Here is a 19072-nt window from a genome sequence, read left to right as displayed (position 1 = left end):
ATTTTTAAGGATTTTATGGATCGTTCCACGTGGAACAATTGGACTTTACCTACCAAGGTATACTAATAGAACACTAATATCACTCGGTGTAACACCACTGATTCTGGATGCTTGTGATATAGTGACTGGTTTTATGGCTGATAGTTTTTCCCGGGCTTCAAAGGATAAGGATTTTAATTTCTTATAATCAAAATTATCAGGAATTTTTACAGATTCAAGTCGGTTTAGTTTATCGGCATTTACTTTTTCCTTTTCAATATAACCCGAGTACTTAACTTGAATTTCTGCCTGTTCGAGTACTTCATTGTCCAAGTTATTAGAACTAACAAATTCTGACACAGATTCCAGTGTAAGCATATGTTGCATGGTTACTTTTGGTCGTGAGAACAATTTGAACATTTTATCTGATTGTTTTATTGGAGCCGATTGCACCTCCTCAAGAATGGGATTCATTTGTTCTGGTAGTACACTGGTATTTTTAAAAAAACTAACAAAAGCTTCCGATTTCTCTAGTTTTTCTTCCATTCTTTTTAACCTATCTTCTTTTGCCAATCCTAATTCATATCCTTTAGGGGTCAGTCTTAAATCGGCATTATCTTGTCTTAATAAGGTCCTGTATTCTGCTCGCGAAGTGAACATTCTATAAGGTTCTTCCGTTCCTTTTGTGATAAGGTCGTCTATCAACACCCCTATGTACGCCTCATCGCGTTGTAGTGTAAAAGTGTCTTTTTCGTTTATTTTCAAATGTGCATTGATACCTGCCATTAGGCCTTGCGAGGCAGCTTCCTCATACCCTGTGGTGCCATTGATCTGACCTGCAAAATAAAGGTTCTCTATCAATTTTGTTTCCAAGGTGTGCTTTAATTGCGTTGGTGGAAAATAATCATATTCTATGGCATAACCTGGACGGAAGAATTTGACATTTTCAAAACCTTTGACGGACCGTAATGCTTTAAATTGTACATCTTCCGGTAATGAGGTTGAAAATCCATTTACATATATTTCAACAGTGTCCCATCCTTCAGGCTCTATAAACATTTGATGTGATTCCTTATCGGCAAATCTATTTATCTTATCCTCTATGGACGGACAGTATCTCGGGCCAATACTCTTTATCCTTCCATTGAACATGGGAGATCTATCAAAACCTTCACGTAGCAAGTCGTGAACTAGGGCACTGGTATGGGTCATGTGACAGTCTCTTTGTTTTTTTAATACAGGTGTGTTTAAATAGGAGAACTTTTCGGGTTTGTCGTCACCGGGTTGGGGAATCATTTTTGAATAGTCCAAGGACCTTCCATCTACTCTTGGAGGGGTACCGGTCTTCATGCGCCCGCTGTCAAATCCCAAATCTACCAATTGCTCGGTAATGCCTGTTGCAGCCTTTTCTCCGGCCCTTCCACCTCCAAACTGTTTTTCCCCAATATGGATCAATCCGTTTAAAAACGTACCATTGGTAAGTATGACGGATTTTCCCCTTATTTCGATACCAAGGGATGTTTTAACGCCAACTACTTTGTTTTTTTCTAGAAGGAGTCCTGTAACCATTTCTTGATAAAAGTCGACATTGGGTGTTCTTTCAAGTGCTAGGCGCCATTCTTCTGCAAACCGCATCCTGTCGCTTTGGGCCCGAGGACTCCACATGGCCGGACCTTTGGATTTGTTCAACATTTTAAATTGAATGGCCGATTTATCCGTTATAATTCCGGAATAACCTCCCAAAGCATCTATTTCTCGAACAATTTGGCCTTTGGCGATTCCGCCCATGGCAGGGTTGCAGGACATTTGTCCAATTGTTTGTAGGTTCATGGTAACTAGGAGTGTTTTTGAACCCATATTCGCCGCCGCGGCAGTTGCCTCTGCTCCTGCATGGCCTCCTCCTACTACAATAACGTCGTAAATTTCTCCAAACATAATTTCTACTGTTCCACGTGGAACATTTTTATTTTTTCCTCTTCTTTTAAGCGCATTTCTTTTTTGTGCTCCTCTTTCTTGTCCTTGTATCCGGCTAAATGAAGTATACCATGGGACATTACACGTAAAAGTTCGTTTTCAAAAGTTACTTGGTAGCTTACAGCATTTTCCTGGACACGTTCTGTAGATATGTATATATCTGCCGACATGGTTTTCCCCGTGGTATAATCAAAGGTTATAATATCGGTAAGGGTGTCGTGCCGTAAATATTTTTGATTGATTTCCAACAAATAGCTGTCGTCGCAAAAAATATAATTAAGGTCGCCTATAGAATACCCTTCAGTCGTAACAATCTTTGAAACCCAGTTCCTGTATTTTTCTGTATTGGAAAGTCTAAATTCCGTCTCAAAATGAAATTCAATCATTGCCCTTGAAATACTCTTTTACCTTGTTTTGAAAATTTTGGCGCAAAGGTAAGGCTTGTCTATTTAAAATTTCTATCTCGTTACGATAATTATCTAGTAATGAGGGTTTGGTGGTTATGGGATTGGTGAAGTCCTTTTTGTTGCTGTTACTTTCCCGCTCTGTTTTTTTTCCTTGTTTTAAAGAAGCGTTTTCTAGTTTCAACAATTCGTATTGTATGGTGTTGGCTTTGCTTAGAGTACGTTGCGTAATACCATTTTCGAGAAGATCGTTCTGAAAATCTTCCATTTGGCGAATAAGTTTTTCCCCCAATATGCGATCGCCTTCATAAATGAGGTTTTCCAACTGGCGTTCCAATTCTTGTTTGATGCGTTGTTGCTCCTGATAAATTTCATAGATTTCCTTTAGCTCGCTTTCGCTCAAACCACCGTTGCCTTGAGAATTTCCGGACCCTTGGTTTTGCCCATTGGTACCGTTTTCACCCTCCCCGGACTGACCACCTTCTCCTTGCCCACTTCCCTCCTTTCCATTATTCCCTTGTTCTCCTTGCTCTCCATTTTGTCCCTGATTGCCCTGTTCTCCTCCTTGGTTTCCTTCCTTACCTTGATTACCCTGTTGATTCCCTTCCTGTCCTGATTGACCCTGGCTACCAGACTCCCCCATTTTTTCCCCAAGGGACTGTTGTTGTTTAATGATGTCCGGAAGCTGAAATCCTCCCTGGCTTTGACCGCTTCCCTGGCCCATTTGCATGCTTTGCTGCATGTTTTCAAGCACATGTGCCAAAAAATCAGCGAGACTGTTCGATGCTGTAAGCACGTATTTCTGATAGGATACTCCTTGGTATATTTGTCCTTCCGCGACGCTTTCCAAGGACTTGTCAATGTTGTAATAGACCTCTGTAATTTGCTCGTTCACAAATTCCGAAAGCTCTGCTTGGCGCAACGAAAGCGCAAACAAACTATCATCCACATGTTCAAAAAGACTGCGTAGCTCGTTTTGGCTACGAACAGTTTCGGAATAATGGGAAATATCTTCCCTGTCCTGTTCGCTCAGTTTATCATAGAGACTTTCCTGTTTGAACGAGAAAATGATGAGGTTGTCCAAAATCTGGCGCAGCATTTCAGCATCCTCTGCCACGGAATCACTGCCGGAAGACCCACTCATGGACGACTGTCCGAGCTCTTCACTCATTTCCTTCATTTTTTGTGCAGCCGATTTTTGATTTAGCTTGGTTTTATTGGCACTTTGTTCCATGCCTTCGTTATCCGACTTTTCTTTCGACTCTTCGTGGTTTTGAATTTCCTCCAACGCCTTATTTTGGTTTTCTTGGATTCCCGATTCCTTCGCCTTGTCGATTTTGAGTTCTATTGGTTTTTTCAGATCGGCATTGTCCTTTTTCAGTTCGTCGAATTCTTTTGCGATTCTATCAAATTCCTCGTTCAATATTTCCTGTTCCTGTTTTGGGGATTCCTTGGCAATTTCTTCTTCGGCAAGCGCCTGCTGTCTTTCTGAAAGTTTTTCCAAATCGCTTGCCAATTGTGCGGCCTTTTCGGTAACGTAGTAGCGTTTTGTCAGCTCCACCAATTGTTCAAGGCTACGCTCGGAGTTTTGCTGTTTTTTGCCCAGTTCCTCCAAACGTTGTGTCAATTCCTCTTTGTTGATTTTATCCGCAATCTTATTGAGTTCTTCCAGAAGTTTTTGGTTCTTCTTGGCCTCCATTTCCTGCCGCTCCAAACGCTCCTGCAATAACTGGTTCAATTTATCTTCCTTCGCCCCTTTTTCCAGATTTTCCTTTAGTTCCCGGCTAAATTTCTCCATCAATTGCTCCTGTCGCTCCTGTTTTTCCAAAAAATCGGATACCTGACGTTGGTCATTAAAATCCAATCGGTTTTTTTCTTTCTGTAAAGCGTTGATTTCCTTTAGGTTGTCACGCTGCTCGGCCGCCTTTTCCAAGGATTTGTCCAAGTTGTTAATCAGTGACTGTTGAGACTCCAACTCTTTGTTTTTCAGTTGGTTATCGTCTAAAATTTCTTGGGAGAACACAGTGCTTTTAACCGATTTTCCACCATGGATGGCATCATTGTCCGTAACCTTAAAATAGAATGCATATTTCTTGCCCTTCTCCAAATTCAGCCCAGAGGGGAACGTATAGTAGAATGGATGAAAACTGGATTGTGGTCCGCTCAGCTCAAGAATGTTCTCCTCTTGCTCGCTTCCTTGTTCATAGTAGACCAGTTCAATCTTTCTAAGTCCATAATCATCCGTGGCCTCCCCGGAGTAGTAGGAGATATTCGGTTCAAGGGAGTCCAAGACCTGCTCCACTTTCACCGTTGGATACGCATCCTTGATCACCTGAAAGGAATAATTTAGGGTCTCATATTCCCGTATGTTGGCATTGGATGTGGCCAATTGATAGTCCCAATTCGCATAGATTCTTTTGGAAAGGCTGAAATCGTCCCCGTTATTGTTAAACAGCAAAGAAGTATCCTTTGCAACCAGTTTAATTTCCTCGGTGTCCTGGCCTTTAATCTCCCAGGTTATTTTGGTTCCTTCGGGTATTATGGCGGTTCCGGTACTTTTTATGACCTCTGGAAGTTTATTGATGTATGCAGGATACTCCAATCGCATGTTAAAATCCGATATGGCCGGCGCCTTCAAGGCTACCAAATCATATTCCCTGGATTGTATTCCACTACCTTTGAACATGAATCGCCCCGATGTGATGGGCGGCGACAAGGTATACTGAAATACCCCATTTTCCTCCTGTAACAGGATTTCCTTGCCTTGAAAAACAACATACACATTTTCCGGTTTTAGCGAGCCTTCCGTTGCCACTTGGAAGGTGAAGGGCATACTTTCTATGACCTGTAATTGTGTATTCAACAATTCGAACCTAAAAGGCGCGGGAGGTTCATAGGCCATATTGTAATTGACTACACGGGAATAACTTCCAAAAAAGGAACTCCAATTGCCTGAAATCCACAACAGCCCAATAATCAACAAGGGCAACAGGGCAAACTTTACATATTTCAAAGGTTCCTTGGTGTTAATGGCCCTTTGAAAGGGAATCGTTTTCAGTTGTTCAGAACGCTGTTCGATACTTGCCAACAAAAGTTCGGATTTTTCCGTATTATCGGCCAAATCCAAAAGGTTGTACAATTTGTCGCCCACTTCCGGGAAATGTTTTCCGATCATGAGGGAGGCGTCCTTTGGCGCGATGCCCTTTTTTAGTTTGAAAAGATAGAACAGGGGAATTCCAATATATCGGTATAAAAGGAAAAGCTCTACGGCCAAAAAGATAAGAAACAAGGCGAGCCGCCAGGTCGAATTCAACCACAGGGCAAACTCAACACCTACTACCGCTAAAAAAAACAGCAGCCCAAAAGCAAAAAAGAGGATAACCCCCTTGATCAATTTTTGGGTATAATGGGCTTTAATGAAATCGTTTAATTTTCCTAATATGAGATCGTAAAACTGCAATGGCAAAGGATTTTTATACCAAGATATACCCTTTTGGTTTTTAAGGACAGAAAAAATATGTTAAAAGGCACTTAATCCGAGACTTAACGATACTAAATCGAGAACGGGAAGCCTCCATAAAATTATTTCCACCATCAAAATGAGCCCTTTCCCTTCAGCATCCCTTTTTATACCTTTGTCAAATGACACAGAAAGTTAGAGTACGATTTGCGCCAAGTCCCACGGGACCTTTGCATATAGGCGGGGTTAGGACCGCTTTGTTCAATTACCTGTTTGCCAAAAAACACAAAGGCGATTTTATCCTCCGTATTGAGGACACGGACCAGAACAGGTTCGTAGAAGGTGCGGAGCAATATATTGTAGATTCGCTGAACTGGTGCGGCATTCCTTTTGACGAGGGACCGTCTTCCCCAACCGCCAAGGGCAATACCTTTGGGAAATATGGTCCATACAGGCAGAGCGAACGTAAACATTTATACAAAAAATTCGCCCAGGACCTCATTGAAAAGGGCATGGCCTATTATGCCTTTGATACGGCCGAGAAGTTGGATTTTCACCGAAAGGACCATGAGGAAAAAGGCAAGACCTTCATCTACAATTGGCATAACCGACTCAAATTGGACAATTCCCTCTCCATGATGCCCGAAGACGTACAAAGAAGAATAGATGCCGGGGAAGACTACGTCATACGCTTTTTGACCCCGCCCGATGAGAAACTACATTTGACGGACATCATCCGTGGTGATATAGAAATCGACACAAACACCCTTGACGATAAGGTGCTTTTTAAAAGCGATGGGATGCCTACCTACCATTTGGCCAATATTGTGGACGACCATCTCATGGAAATCAGCCATGTGATACGGGGCGAGGAATGGCTACCCTCTTTGGCGCTGCACCAACAATTGTACGATGCTTTTGGTTGGAAGGCACCTCAATTTGCGCATTTGCCTCTCATCATGAAACCTGTTGGAAAGGGCAAATTGAGCAAGCGGGATGGTGAGAAGGGAGGTTTTCCCGTTTTTCCGCTGTCTTGGAACGAATCTGTGGGATACAGGGAGGCAGGCTATTTTCCGGAAGCCGTGGTGAATTTTTTGGTCTTACTGGGCTGGAACCCAGGAACGGAACAGGAGTTGTTTACGTTGGAAGAATTGGTGGATTCCTTCTCCTTGGAAAGGGTGAACAAATCGGGAGCACGGTTCGACCCGGACAAAACCAAATGGTATAATCAGCAGTATATGCATCAAAAAGACGATGCAACATTGGCCGAAGCCTTTCTATTACATTTAAAAGAAAAGGGAATCACATCAACAACCAATGATTATGTCCAGAAAGTAGTTTCCCTGATCAAGGATCGCGCCACGTTTGTTTCGGATTTCTGGGAATTGGGCGATTACTTTTTCGTTGCGCCTACCAACTACGATGAAAAGGCGGTTAAAAAGCAATGGAAGAACGACACCCAAGAAATCATGCAAAACTTGGCAAGTTTTATGAATGGCATAGCCGATTTTTCTTCAGAGAATGTGGAATTGGAGGTGAAAAAATGGATTTCTGAAAAGGAACTATCCTTTGGAAAGGTGATGCCTCCGTTACGCCTGGTTTTGGTTGGGGACATGAAAGGCCCGCATATTTTCGACATCATGGCGTTGATCGGCAAAGAAGAAAGCATGGAGCGGATAAACAAGGCGATTTCGGCACTCGCCTAGCCTATTTTTAAGCTATTTCAGAACCTCCTGAACTGCAGTTAGGTTTCCGTTTATATCTTTAGGAACGGGCAAACCAAGGATTTTGCATACCAAAGGGTATATGTGAATGTTCTTAAAAGAAGCGATTTCCAATCCGCTTTTAAAACTAGGGCCTTGCGCATAGAATATCCCGTGCATTTCCTTATGTGCTGGGTCGTAGCCATGTACTCCAAAGGACGTTTTGGATTTGGAAATGACGTTGTCTATTTTTTCCCGTTTCGCAAAATAATAGCCAAAATTGGGCACAACCTGAATTTCTCCCCAATCGGGATTTTTGGGAACATATTCAAACCCCGGGGTTTCCGTTGTTTTGTATACCTTAAAATGGTTTTCTTTCTGGCTCAGATCCGCTAGTATATTTTCAAGATTGTTGGGGTCTTTCAGATGAAGATTGCCAATGGCCCCGTTATCCACCACCGTGTATAGGGAATCGTTTACAATTGGCTCTATTGGAATGTATCGCTCTTTGGTCACTTCCGCCATACCATGGTCGGACACAATGATCAGGTCCACGGGCAGACCCGTTGCTTGAATGCCTTCATAAAGCTTTCGTAGGTTTAAATCCAAGGCCATCAAGACAGGTTCCAGTTCATCATCGGCATTGGGTCCAAACGAATGGCCCACATCGTCCATATCGGAAAAATACATCGTGATCAAATGGGGCCGTTGGGCATCGGGCAAGGAGAGCCAATCAAGCACTTGGGATACCCGCTCCTCGTTTTTTATGGACGCATCGTACTTTTTGTAGTAGGTAGGCCAGATACCTTGTATATTGGCTTCCGAACCCACAAAAAAATAGCTGGCGGAAACCATTCCTGATTTTGCCGCCTGTACCCAAAGCGGTGTGCCGTTATAAAACGACCCGTCTTCCACAAATTCCCGTTTACCAATGCGGTACGTTTTGTCCTTTTTATGGCTGTAAAAGGAATTTCCAAGCAGCCCGTGCTTATCGGGGTACATCCCGGTGGCTATGGTATAATGGTTTGGGAAGGTCTTTGTGGGAAATGATGGAATCAACGAAGAGGCCTTGACACCATTTTCTATGAATTTATGTAAGAACGGAGGGCGAAATCGTTCCACATAGTCCCACCGAAAACCATCCAGGGAAACCAGGACCACATAGGGCCGTTCCACGGATGAACTGGAATTTTCCGTTGGTGCCGATATAGTTTTTGAACCGCTTTTACAAGCCGACAACAATAAAAAGCCAAGGCAAAGCAGGATGCTCAGAATCCGTTTTAATTGGGACATTCGTGCAAGATTAAAGATATGCGTCGCCTAAAATAGTCCATCCGCAAAGCGGGACAAAAAGAAAAATGTTTTTGTTTTTAACGATTAGTTCGTTTTGACCAAAACGTTCACCAAGGTAACCACACCTATCAACAAGATTAAGAGCAAGGAAATGGTCTTGAACTTATCCTGTTCTATAAAATGAAGAATACGTTTTCCCAAATACGTGCCCGATATCCCAATGACCAACAAGAAAGGCAGGTATATGAGATGTTCCTTTTGAATGTACCCATTGTTGAAGTAGACAAAGGTTCTTGTAAAATCGATAAAAAAATCAATAAATGCAGAGGTCGCTATAAAGACACTTTTCTCCAGATTGAAAGCCGCCATGGTAAGCCCTCTGATGGCCCCCCCGGTTCCCAATAGCCCGGCCGAAAATCCGGATAGAACACCACCGGTAATGGCATTTTTCCTATTCGGATTGATTACCAAATCCTTTTTGACCAGAAACAAAAGGCTCAAACCAACCAGGAACAGGGCGAGTACAATTTCCAAGATGAAACTATCCACTATTTTGGTCATGTAGCCACCAATAATGACAAAGATTACCGATGGAACCCCTATGTTTATCAGCAGTTTTTTGTCCAGTCCCTTTTTGAACAGCACGATTTTACTAACGTTACTGAACAAATGGAACAGGGCCGTGAGCCCCAGCACAAAATGAAAATCGAAAAAGAAATTGCCCATGGGCACAAAAAAGACGGAAGACCCAAAGCCACCAATGGTGCCCACAATTTCGGCGACTAGGGTGAGGAGCAAAAAGAGATAGTTTAATTTATTCACGACTAAGACTGCGAGTTCCTACAAAAGCCTACAATTTAATGGATTATGTAGAATATCTAATAAGAAGCGAAACAACTTTTTCTCAAAGATACTTATGTGACCCATCACAGGAAGGCATTTTTTTGGAATGGCCGCAAACACAATCGTGCAGGCCCTTACCATCAAAGATGCGTGAACGGTATTTTTCGATTCTGGAAGTTCTGGTGGCCGATTGCTTTGCGCCTGAAAAGAACAACATATATCCCTTTTGCCTACCGGGTGTGAGGCTTTGAAAGGCATTTTGGAATTCGGCATCCTGTTGAAAGGCGACTTCCAATTCGTCGGGAAGCTCCAGTTCGTCGGGGGTGTTGAATTCGACCTTCTGTCCCGACTTTTCAACTTCGATCGCCTCAAAAACATAGGCTTTTATAACGGGTTTTAACCGATGGATTTCGGCCGTATCGGTAAATGGGACTATTCTTCCGGATTGCGTGTTTTCGCCTTGTTGTTTCAAAATACCTTCGGAATCTTTGAGGAGCACACCCTTGAAAAAACTCAAACAACAAAAGTCCTTGAACGCACCCAGAATAACTACATTTTTGCCCTTAATGGTATAGCAGGGTGCACGCCACTTAAAGGTTTCTTCAAGACCACAGGAAAGCACCATTTCCCGTAATAATTGAAGTTCATGGGACCATTTTTCTTGTTTTGAAATAAATTCAGAAACGTTGTTATCCAAAATATTAATGGCTTAAAGGCATGTACAAATAGTTCTGGTTTCCGTTGCAAACCGTATTGAAAGTACAAAATTTAGATTACTCTACCTGCGAAGACGCCAATTCCCGGTACAATTTCCATTCTCCGTTAACCTTTTTCAGAAGTACCAGAAAGGTATCGCCCATTTCATGAACGGTACCGGTTTCATCCGTGTAAAAAGTTCGGCTAACCCCAAAATCATAGGCCATGGTATCGGATAGGATGACGGTTTCCTTTGGGCTCATGATGATACTGTCATAACGGAACTTGTTACCGTGTTGTTCCCTAAGTTTTCTATAGGCGTTCCAATCTTCACTCCCCGGCCCTATGGAAATAAGGTCCTTGGTCACGAAACTTCCTAGATCGCCATAGCGCTTTTCTCGTACGGTCTTTTGAAAGGAATCCCGCATATCCTCGATCTTATCAAGCTCGGCTTGTACATCGATTTTAGGAACGGCTTGATCCGTTTCCGCAATAGCTGAAGTACTGTCCTTACAAGACCCTAAGAGAATAAAAACGGTGGTCAACAGAAGAAGGAACGCAGCGAGTGGGGCTTGGAACGGGCAATTTTTCATTTTGTCGGTTTTTAAATACTTAATAAGATAAGAAAACAAGAATGATATGAATAGAATACTTTACAAACCGCTAGGATTTCCGTGTAACCGGTCCAGAAACAAAACGCACCACAATTATAAAACGAAGGGTATTTTTTAAGGTTCTCCCCATGTCTTTTATGGGAACTGGTCTATAAAGCGATGAAAGCAAGGCTGCGCAAAAAAGTACTGCCGAATGAAATTTGTAACAAAACGAACACTAAGGGTACTCATAAAAAGATACGATTTCGTACATTCATCCAAATTAACTTTAAACAGGGAATCATGGGAAACTTTATTTTAATACCGATTGTAATAATTATTGGGCTGGTACTATTTTCTCTAGCTTTTATCGTAAAACAACAAACGGCCGCAGTTATTGAAACCTTTGGAAGGTTTAGCAGCATCAGGCATTCTGGGTTACAATTTAAAATACCCTTCGTGCAGCGCATTGCCGGAAGATTGAGCTTAAAAATCCAGCAATTGGACGTTATCATAGAAACGAAAACCTTGGACGACGTTTTTGTACGGCTAAAGGTTTCCGTGCAATACATGGTCATCAAGGACAAGGTCTATGACGCGTTCTACAAATTGGATTACCCGCATGAACAGATAACTTCCTATGTTTTTGATGTGGTACGTGCCGAAGTGCCCAAAATGAAACTGGACGATGTCTTTGTAAAAAAGGACGATATAGCACTTGCGGTAAAGGCAGAACTTAACGACGCCATGCTTGAATATGGATTTGACATCATAAAGACTTTGGTAACGGATATTGACCCAGACCCACAGGTGAAAGCAGCCATGAACCGAATCAACGCTTCCGAACGGGAAAAAATCGCAGCCCAATTTGAGGGTGATGCCGCCCGAATCCTTATCGTTGAAAAGGCCAAGGCAGAAGCGGAGAGCAAGCGATTACAAGGGCAGGGTATTGCAGACCAGCGACGTGAAATTGCACGGGGTCTAGAGGAATCTGTGGAGGTGTTGAACAAGGTGGGCATCAACTCCCAAGAAGCCTCCGCTTTGATTGTGGTGACTCAACATTACGACACATTGCAAAGCATCGGGGAAGAAACGAATACCAATTTGATATTATTGCCCAATTCGCCTCAAGCCGGTAGCGATATGTTGAACAACATGGTCGCTTCCTTTACGGCCAGTAATATGATCGGGGAGCAGATGAAAAAAAGTAAGGACACCAAGACTATTGATAAGGGCAGAGCAAAAGAGTAAATCTAAAAGGCGCGGTAGATTAATCACCGCGCCTTTTAATTTAAATATACCACTTGATTTAATCTTATTCATACACGCTTTGGACCAGTATTGGAATTATTGGTGCACTGGATTTGGAATTTTTAATTCTTACGTGTTTGTGTGTGGTTGATTTACTCCGCTTTCTGCTGGATCTTGGCCCAAGAATCCCGAAGCCCAACAGTCCTATTAAACACAAGTTCTTCTTCAGTAGAATCTTTGTCCACACAAAAATAACCCATACGCTGAAACTGAAAGCGATCACCAATCTTCGCCTCTTTCAAACTTGGCTCCACAAATCCCGTAATGACCTCTAGGGAATTTGGATTTATAAAATCCATAAAATCCTTGTCCTTTTGGGTATCTGGACTTTCATGCGTAAACAAGCGGTCATACAATCGTATTTCAGACGGAACGGCATGCGGTATGGACACCCAATGCAAGGTTCCCTTGACCTTTCTTAGGCTTTCTGGGTTGGCGCTTCCACTTTTGCTTTTGGGGTCATACGTACATTGCACCTCAACAATATTCCCATCGGTATCTTTGGTGCAACTTTCGGCCTTTATAATATAGGCGTTTTTCAAGCGCACTTCGCCGCCCAACTTCAAGCGGAAAAACTTTTTGTTGGCCTCCTCCTTAAAGTCGTCCTTCTCAATATATAATTCCCTTGAAAAAGGAACTTGCCTAAAGCCTAACGATTCGTCCTCCGGACTGTTTTCTGCCTCCAGCCATTCTTCGGGGCCCTCTGGATAATTGGTGATGACCACCTTTAAGGGGTCTAGAACACCCATGACCCTGGGGGTCGTTCTGTTTAGGTCTTCGCGTACATGGAATTCCAAGAGGGAAACATCGATTAGATTGTCCCTTTTTGCGATTCCTATGGTATCGGCAAAATTTCGGATGGACTCAGGCGTATACCCCCTTCTTCGCATCCCGGAGATGGTAGGCATTCTGGGGTCGTCCCATCCTGTGACTACTTTTTCGGCGACCAATTGTGCTAGCTTTCGCTTACTTACTACAGTATGGCTTAGGTTTCTTCTGGCGAATTCACGCTGTTTTGGTCGTAACATTTTGGGATCGTACACTTGGTCCAAAAACCAATCATATAGCTCTCTATGGGGCAAAAATTCCAAGGTGCAAAGGGAATGGGAAACTTGCTCTATGTAGTCGCTTTCACCATGCGTCCAGTCATACATGGGATAAATACACCAATCGGTATTCGTTCTGTGGTGCGCTCTGTGCAGGATTCTGTACATGATTGGATCCCGCATAAGCATATTGGTATGGGCCATATCGATTTTCGCCCTCAGCACATGCGAACCTTCCTTGTGTGCCCCGCTTTTCATCTCTTCAAACAGGGATAGGTTTTCGGCAACGCTTCTGTTTCGAAAGGGACTATTTGTTCCGGGTTGTGTTGGGGTGCCCTTTTGCACCGCCATTTCTTCGGAAGTCTGACTGTCCACATAGGCCTTGCCATCCTTGATGAGCTGAACCGCCCAATCATACAACTGCTGGAAATAATCGGAAGCATACCGTTCGGTATCCCATTCAAAACCAAGCCAGGAAACATCCTTTTTGATGGCGTCTACGAACTCTTGCTCCTCCTTGGCCGGATTGGTATCGTCAAACCTAAGGTTTACAGGGGATTGATACCGAAGGCCTAAACCAAAATTTAGACAAATGGAACTCGCGTGGCCTATGTGTAGGTAGCCATTGGGTTCGGGAGGAAACCGAAAGCGTAAATCGCTCTTGGAGTAACCATTTTCCAGATCTTCCTCTATGATCTGTTCAATAAAATTCAAAGACTTCGATGTCTCGCTCATGTTGTATTTTTTCAAGCTACAAAAGTAGCAAAATTGCCGCAAAACCTAAGATTAAAAAAGGTTCACCTTGTACAAAATGCGTTTCACAACAAAAATGAATCGGCCTACAACAATAAATACCCTACGCGCGTTATTTGTGTCATATTTGTTTTGAGTACCAAAGGTTTAAAGTGTTTGACCTACAACATCACTATCATTTGGGGCACAAAACCACACATCACTATGAAACAAAATTACAAATCTTACTACTTGACCACCCTCCTTGTGTTCTTGGGTTTCCTACAGCTTTCTGCCCAGGCCATTATCATCAATGCACCTGAACCTGCGGACAATCCCAATCTTGCCGGTAATTCCGTTTGGGGGTATATCTGCGCAGGTAATGGGGGCTTTAACGAATACTTTGTGAACGTTACTTGGGCAGGCACGGCCAATGCCGGCAACGAGTTCATCTTGGAACTATCAGATGCCAGCGGCAGCTTTTCAGCACCTACTGAATTGGTTACGGTAACGGATAAAAATACCGTGAACGACTTTGATGTAAGTTTTTCCATTCCTACGGACACTCGAGGTCTTAACTATAAAATGCGGGTTCGAAGTACCGATCCGGTAAAGATTGGAACAGAATCCCCTGCTTACAACATGTTCTACATGGACATCACCAACAACCTGAACATTAGCGAACTTGGGGACGGTGTACCCCCGGGAAGTGTTTGTGCTACAGGGCCAATTACACTTCAGGTAGATAATATTCCGAATCCTGAAACCTACCAGTATATTTGGTATAGAAGCGGAACCTTACTTACAGGAGAAACTGGCCATACCTTGACCGTTTCCCAAAGTGGTATGTACAACGCCTATGTGGATTATGGCCCCAATTGTACGGGTTCCGGAAATACGGATTCCAACATTGTGGATGTTACCATTGGTGGTACAGGTTCTGGTATTGCAATTAATCCACCAAGCAAAACGATACTCTGTCCAACGGATTCCGAAATATTGTCCATTGACCAAACCGATGCGGCTTGGAGCTATCAGTGGTATAAGAACGATGTTGCCATTATGGGCGCCATCGGAACTACCTATACCGTTAATGGAGGTGTTGCGGGATTTGAAGGGGATTATGCGGTTGAGATTTCAGGGACAGGTATCTGTACCGAGCGTTCCGCTCCTGTTACGATGAGCAATCCGGGCTCATATTCAATTACTAGGGTCAACCCGGAAAACGTGGTCTTGCTTCCAACGATACCTCAGACCTTATCCGTCGTTACCGATGCAAGTTCACCAACCTACAAATGGTTTAAAAACGGCGGTGAGATCGCGGGTGAAACTACCAGCACATTGAACGTTACCGAGGGAGGCAACTACTATGCCCAGGTTACCGAAACAGGGGGAAGTTGCGGCAGCACTAGCAAAAACTCGGAAACTACGGTGGTGGTTACACCGGCGTCTTTTGAATTGGTATTGGATTATGCAGGAAATTATACTTCCTGTGTTTCTACAAGTATAGTGCTGGAGGTCGCGACGATTAATGCGGTTGCTTCGGATGGAACAAAAACAGACGTCACGGAAGATCTTAGGAATGCCTTTGCCTATCAGTGGCAAAAGGACGGGTCTACCATATCCGGTCAGACAGGGAATTCCATCAGCATCGCCTCCAATTTGGAAAATGGAAGTTATACAGTGAACGCAACTATCGATACATACAACGAAACATCAAATGCCTTAGCCGTGCAATTATTGACCGGTGATACAGTTACTATTAGTAGTACAGGCACGGTCTATTGTAGCGCTAGTGATTTGATAACCTTGAGTGCTTCCTTGGATTTGGCCACTGAATCGTTTGAATGGCAATTGGACGGGAGTATGATAAGCACTACGAATACGAACCTAAATGTTAGCGCAACGGGAACATACCGTTTGGTTTTGAATCGTGACGGATGTGAATTGATTTCTAATGAAGTTACGATATCTCCTTTGGACGAAAACCTAATCAGTTTGGAGCCGGCCGGTAACATGGTCATTCCAGAGGGAACTACCAGGACGATTACTGCTTCCGGCGGAACAGCCTATAGATGGATGGATCCCAACAACACGGAAATTAGTACTTCGGACAGCGCTGCCATTACCGAACCAGGAACGTACACGCTGATTGCAAGTATTGGGAATTGTGATATTGTGAGGCAGTTTGAAGTGTCCATATTGGATACGTTCAAAGTACCCAATGTCATTACCGTAAACGGTGACGGAATCAATGACCAATGGGTAATACCCAATTCCTACTCCAATAGGCCCGATGTAAACGTAATCATATACAATGGCCAAGGAGAAGAGGTGTTAAATGAGTTTGACTATAAAAATAATTGGCCCCAGACCTCAACGGCATTTACCAAGCAGAACATGGTGTTTTATTATAAGATTCGAAATGCCAACGAGGTGCTGAAACAGGGCACAATCACTGTAATACGCTAAAACCAAACATGCTACCTAAAACACGTATACTACTATTATTTGTACTTCTTGCCCTTGGGTTTTCTAAGGCCCAAGCGCAGGAAGACAATCCTTATTTTGGGTACGAGGTACCTTCCCAAAACCTGTTGAAATACAATCGGTTTTTGATAAACCCAACATTTTCTACGGTACGGGAAGACAAATCGTACATCAATTTATTGCACAGGAACCAATCGGTACAATTTGACGATAACAACCAAAACTATTTCTTGAGTTATAGTGGTAGGATCAGCGACCGTACCGGTTTAGGATTGAGTTTGTATACCCAGCGTTTGGGGGCATTGAGTAACTATGGTGTTTTGGCAAACTACGCCTACGGAGTAAAACTGAGCGATAAAAGCAATTTTACCTTTGGGGCCAATCTTTCCTATTACAATAGTGGTTTTGACGAAGGCCGTGCAACAACGGTAGAGGAAGATCCATTTTTGGCGGGATTCCAGGACCAGAACCTCTTATCCTTTCAACCGGGATTTAACCTATCCTACGGAAATTTTGATATTGGTGCCTTTGCAGAAAACCTATTCGATTATAATTTAAAAACAAGTGAATCCCTTACGGATTTTAGTGAGAAAACCTATTCCGGACACCTGCAATATACCCATCAGTTTAAAAATAGTTCTGGAATTCTGGAAGCGGGGCGTTTGATGCCGTTGGCAAGGGTTCGAATGGATGGAGAAGAGGATAACATCACCTTAGGGGGAAGCTTAATTTTGGACCTTCCAAAAATAGGTTGGATCCAAGGTGGTTATGATAGTTTTTATGGAGCTGCGGCCGGGGTAGGGTTTAATCTGAACCAACGGATTTCTTTGGGGTATACCATGGAAAAAGGCTTGTCCAACAACTTTGACAATTTTGGACTTACCCATGAAATTTCCTTTGCCTATTCCTTCACACCGAACCTTACGGAGGATAGGGTCATGTTGGAAGATGATTTTGAAGACGAATTGGTTAAAAATGATTTAGAACCGGAGAACATTGCTACGAATGATGAGATTGAGGAGCTGAAAAGGAAATTGGCCGAAAACGATGCCATTATTGAAGAGTTGATGTTTCGGCAGGATTCCTTGGAGGCTAATAGACAGGCAGACCTGGAACGAAGGTTCAATATGGTTATGAAAATGGTTAGGAACGAAACCAATGGCGAACGTCCCGATTTGGAACGCAGGGCCGAAGAAATCTTCAGGGGTGACGAATCCGATGTAAAATTGGCATCGGCACAAAATACTCGGGAGCGAGAAATAAAACCAGCAGAAAATACCAATCGGAATACATCGGCCCAAAACGCCTTGGCCACCAATGTAAATGCCGCTTCAAAAGCCATGGATGATGTGACAAAAAGCAACAATTCGTTAGAAGAGAAAAGTACATCCAATGCCATAGCGAATACCGAGGTGTCCAGAACAAACCGACCAAAGCAGGAAATCAGTCGGGAAGAAACCAAAAAAGACGTGCTGGCATATACCCCTCCACAGAAAAATAGGGTAAACCAGGAACAGGAAAAAACAGTGGTTCTGGAACGGGTGAAAAGCAGAAAGTTCAATGACCTGCCCAATGTAACCGATGGTTACTATGTGGTGGCAAATGTTTACAAGGGTGGTCAGTATCTGGACAAATTCTTGAATAGTTTGGATGCCAAAGGAATAAAGTCGGATTATATTGACAACCCCAACAATGGATTGAAATACGTGTATTTACAGCGCTATGACACTTTTGAGGAAGCAGTTGCCGCCCACGATTCAAATTTCAACGGAGCCTATGACGGCAAGACTTGGATCATGAACGTTGAGAACAGGTACACCAACGAAGCCTATGTGAACAATGTAAACAAGTTAAGGGAGAAATCTTCCAAATACGATAAGGACGTACTTCGTAAAAATGTAGTACAACAGGATAGATTGGCTGCCAACGGTACGGAACCTGAAAACTACGAAATTGATGGTATCGGGTCCGGTTACTATATCATCGCCAATGTTTTTGCAAATCCAAAAAACGCCAATAGGTTTGTGGCGCTTTTAAATTCCTACGGACTCAGCGCCAGCTATTTTATCAATCCCAAAAATAATTGGAGGTATGTTTACTTAAAAAAACATGACTCCTGGACAAATGCCCTAATATCCTATTATTCTAAATTGAACGATGCCTATGATGAAAAAATGTGGATTATGAGGGTTACCCCCGGGCAAGTGGCATAGTTAAAAGAAAAACACAATTAAATGGACCAAGAAATTTTTCTTGGTCTTTTTTTTGGAACAAAATTTAACGGCGAAAGCCATCTGTTTTCAGTAAAGGAGAATTCTCAATCGGAAGGATTTAAACCATTCCTAAACTAAGAATAGTTTTTTTCTATACCCACCAAAGAAACCTCGTTTAAACCTGATTTTTCTTAAAATTTCTAGATGTTCCATGGGTCATAAATACCATAAAACAGGGAGATCTCATTTCACATACCCTCTGCAAACCACTTTTCACAACATATAGCTTTCAGACCACAACAATAAATTTCAAACCTTCCTAGTATGGACAATCT

General features: G+C 42.9%; 12 protein-coding genes. 4 read left to right on the top strand and 8 right to left on the bottom strand.

Annotated features, from left to right (window positions below):
• Positions 1-45 precede the first annotated feature (45 nt).
• Genes mnmG through FEK29_RS01655 form a run of 3 tightly spaced genes read right to left on the bottom strand, consistent with a single transcriptional unit; the run spans position 46 to position 5817 of the window.
• A complete protein-coding gene (gene mnmG / locus FEK29_RS01665; protein ID WP_138256663.1) occupies positions 46-1914 on the bottom strand; it encodes a tRNA uridine-5-carboxymethylaminomethyl(34) synthesis enzyme MnmG in 1869 nt (622 codons plus the stop codon).
• A 5-nt stretch (positions 1915-1919) separates the two neighbouring features.
• Positions 1920-2339: an rRNA maturation RNase YbeY gene (gene ybeY, locus FEK29_RS01660; protein WP_138256662.1), complete on the bottom strand. Its 420-nt coding sequence runs from the start codon at positions 2337-2339 to the stop codon at positions 1920-1922.
• A complete protein-coding gene (locus tag FEK29_RS01655; protein ID WP_138256661.1) occupies positions 2332-5817 on the bottom strand; it encodes a DUF4175 family protein in 3486 nt (1161 codons plus the stop codon). Before FEK29_RS01655 ends, ybeY begins: the two co-directional genes overlap by 8 nt.
• Positions 5818-5999: 182 nt before the next feature.
• Between FEK29_RS01655 and gltX the strand changes: the two genes are divergently transcribed.
• Positions 6000-7523 carry a glutamate--tRNA ligase gene (gltX, locus tag FEK29_RS01650; protein ID WP_138256660.1) on the top strand — a complete coding sequence of 508 codons (1524 nt, stop codon included), beginning with the start codon at positions 6000-6002 and terminating at the stop codon, positions 7521-7523.
• A 12-nt stretch (positions 7524-7535) separates the two neighbouring features.
• Here the strand turns inward: gltX and FEK29_RS01645 are convergent, their stop codons facing one another.
• The 4 genes from FEK29_RS01645 to FEK29_RS01630 form a co-directional block, all read right to left on the bottom strand.
• Positions 7536-8813: an alkaline phosphatase family protein gene (locus tag FEK29_RS01645; protein WP_138256659.1), complete on the bottom strand. Its 1278-nt coding sequence runs from the start codon at positions 8811-8813 to the stop codon at positions 7536-7538.
• Between the two features lie 84 nt (positions 8814-8897).
• Positions 8898-9611: a sulfite exporter TauE/SafE family protein gene (locus FEK29_RS01640; RefSeq protein WP_240042635.1), complete on the bottom strand. Its 714-nt coding sequence runs from the start codon at positions 9609-9611 to the stop codon at positions 8898-8900.
• 106 nt (positions 9612-9717) lie between these two features.
• Complete coding sequence (locus FEK29_RS01635; protein ID WP_138256657.1) at positions 9718-10353, bottom strand: DUF1801 domain-containing protein; 636 nt, start codon at positions 10351-10353, stop codon at positions 9718-9720.
• Positions 10354-10429: 76 nt separating this feature from the next.
• Positions 10430-10945, bottom strand: coding sequence for a Cif family virulence factor (locus FEK29_RS01630; RefSeq protein ID WP_138256656.1), 516 nt, complete (start codon positions 10943-10945; stop codon positions 10430-10432).
• 303 nt (positions 10946-11248) lie between these two features.
• On the opposite strand from FEK29_RS01630, the gene FEK29_RS01625 reads away from it, so the two are divergent.
• Positions 11249-12196: an SPFH domain-containing protein gene (locus FEK29_RS01625; protein ID WP_138256655.1), complete on the top strand. Its 948-nt coding sequence runs from the start codon at positions 11249-11251 to the stop codon at positions 12194-12196.
• A 152-nt stretch (positions 12197-12348) separates the two neighbouring features.
• On the opposite strand, the gene FEK29_RS01620 is transcribed toward FEK29_RS01625, so the two are convergent.
• On the bottom strand, positions 12349-14037 hold the full coding sequence (locus FEK29_RS01620) for a glutamine--tRNA ligase/YqeY domain fusion protein (RefSeq protein WP_138256654.1): 1689 nt from the start codon (positions 14035-14037) through the stop codon (positions 12349-12351).
• A gap of 222 nt (positions 14038-14259) precedes the next feature.
• Between FEK29_RS01620 and FEK29_RS01615 the strand changes: the two genes are divergently transcribed.
• Both FEK29_RS01615 and FEK29_RS01610 read left to right on the top strand, forming a co-directional pair.
• Positions 14260-16506, top strand: a complete 2247-nt coding sequence (locus FEK29_RS01615) for a T9SS type B sorting domain-containing protein (RefSeq protein WP_138256653.1) — start codon at positions 14260-14262, stop codon at positions 16504-16506.
• An 8-nt stretch (positions 16507-16514) separates the two neighbouring features.
• A complete protein-coding gene (locus FEK29_RS01610) occupies positions 16515-18737 on the top strand; it encodes a PorP/SprF family type IX secretion system membrane protein (protein ID WP_138256652.1) in 2223 nt (740 codons plus the stop codon).
• Positions 18738-19072 lie beyond the last annotated feature (335 nt).

It is taken from the genome of Maribacter aurantiacus (genome assembly GCF_005780245.1).
GTDB lineage: Bacteria > Bacteroidota > Bacteroidia > Flavobacteriales > Flavobacteriaceae > Maribacter > Maribacter flavus.
The sequence above is the reverse complement of the archived record's forward strand: the minus strand, read 5'-3'. Positions and strand labels throughout refer to the sequence as shown.